The organism is Pseudomonas sp. 57B-090624, assembly GCF_003234055.1.
Lineage (GTDB): Bacteria > Pseudomonadota > Gammaproteobacteria > Pseudomonadales > Pseudomonadaceae > Metapseudomonas > Metapseudomonas tohonis.
Genome location: NZ_QKRU01000169.1, coordinates 1 through 2,017 on the forward strand (window position 1 = coordinate 1; position 2,017 = coordinate 2,017).

Annotated in this window: 1 protein-coding gene; it reads right to left on the minus strand. The window is 54.0% G+C overall.

The annotated features are described in order from the left end of the window. Positions 1 to 165: 165 nt before the first annotated feature. The gene (locus DMX10_RS32190; RefSeq protein WP_256604898.1) at positions 166 to 1,353 is read right to left on the minus strand and encodes a TolC family protein; all 1,188 of its coding nucleotides are present in this window, start codon (positions 1,351 to 1,353) and stop codon (positions 166 to 168) included. Between the last annotated feature and the right edge of the window lie 664 nt (positions 1,354 to 2,017).

Here is a 2,017-nt window from a genome sequence, read left to right on the forward strand (position 1 = left end):
CCGCGCTCAGTGATGTGCTTGACCGCTTCGATCTTGAATTCTTCGGGGTAACGCTGGTTGCTCATGGCACCTCCTGATGGGCCTCATTATGAGGCTTGGAGGTGTCTACGAAACTAGGGGCGATTCAAAGACCCCAGATCCACTCCGAGTGATTTGCGATGTGAACTAGGGTTTGGGGGCGGCCAAGGTATCGCCGTAGATTCGCTCGATTTGCACCCAAGAGTCCGTAGCACTGCCGAGGGCCGCTACATACTGGTTGCGTGCTCCGATCAGCGTTCGCTGAGCATCGAGCACTTCAATGAAACCGAACTTGCCCATCTCGAAGCCGCGGGTAGCGCTCTCTACCGCACTCTTTGCAGAGGGCAAAATGTCTTTGTTGAACGAGTCGATTTCTTCCGAAGCGGTACGCCACAGATCCACGGTCTGCTGAACGCTGGCCTGCATTCGAAGCAAGGTGGCATTACGAGAGTCGCGCGCCTGATCGGCACGTCGTGCGGCTGCGTAAACATTCCCCTGGTTCCGGTTGAACAGGGGGATAGGCATCGATAGCCCCACTAGATTTACTCGCTCCCGATCTGCAGCGCTGTATTGGCTCCCTACGCTGATGCTGAGATCAGGAATACGCTGGGCCCTTTCCACGCCGTAAGAAGCATCCTGCTGAGCAATATTTAACGTCGCTAAGCGCATCTCGGGGGTGTTTTCCAATCCCTCCAACAGCTCCTGCAGTGCAGGCGGAGTAGGGATGCCTGAAGCATCTCCCTCCACGGCAACCTGAGCTGCGGAAGAGTCAGCTCCCATTGAGGCCTTAAGCAAGGCTTGGGCATTAACCAATTCTGCTTGAGCGCGCTTCAGCTCAAGTCGAACCTCGGAGAGCTGCACGCCTGCTCGAGTAGCCTCAATCGGAGAGGCACTTCCGGCTCGAACACGGCCTTGAGCGATCGTCATGCCTCTCTCAGCAAGAGTCATTGACTCGGACGCTAGGTCAACACGCAGCTGCGAAAGCAGTACGCCGTAAAACCCCTGGATCACCTCAGCGCGAAGTGCGTTTCGTGCTCGCTCCACTTCCACTTGAGCAGCATCAACGCCTCGATCAGCCAGCTCGATCCGAGCGCCACGCTTTCCACCCAGCTCAATCGGCTGGGTTAGCTGTACGGTGGTGGTTCGGGTGTCGCTTCGGGTGTCCTCCATCTCCCACGAGATCTCAGGGTTTTGGAACAAACCCGCTTGAGTCCTTTCTCCTTGAGAAATGGGAACACTCCAATTGGCAGCAGCCAGTTCGGGATTGTTCTCTGCCGCTATACGCAGAGCCTCATCTAAAGAAACGCCAGATGGGACCGCCAATGCCTGCTGCATGGTCCCAAGCATCAGTAGAAGAACCACTGACAAACACCCTACTCGGGAGTTGCCAGGGCTGTTAGCGCGCATCCTCAAAACTAAATCCTCCACGGAAATCCTATGACTGCGGTATTAGCCCTCCAAGCCATGGAGAGTTGCATCCGTCATGGGTGATAAATTTTCCGAACAGAATTTAGTGCACTGGCCATATCGCCACGGTGACCAGAGAATTACAAATACGTAATCAAGATCAATGAGTGAGATGTAATAAAGTTACCAAAGACCGCTGTTAGCAGATAAACAAACTGACACAACTTCTTACACCTCAGACCAAGCAAAGCCAGAGATAGCGGGCTTTACAGCAGCTCATGCGTCACCGCGCCGCACCATCTCCCCTTGACCCTGTAGTGACTACAGCCTTTAGCCTTAAGTCACATTCTGGATGCAAGCATCACTATCTCAATCCGGCGAAATTACAAAAGCAGCGCCCTATTTCAGGCAATCTATATGCGTATCCTAGTCGTTGAAGATGAAGTTAAAACTGCCGAATACCTCGGCGGCGGCAAAAACTGAGTGCAACACCTGACCTTTCCGGTACGGTGCTGCCCCTATGTCTTATACCGAACTCAGCGTTGAAGAGCGCGCCACCATTCAAATCGGTCGTACCCAAGGCTTCAGCCTG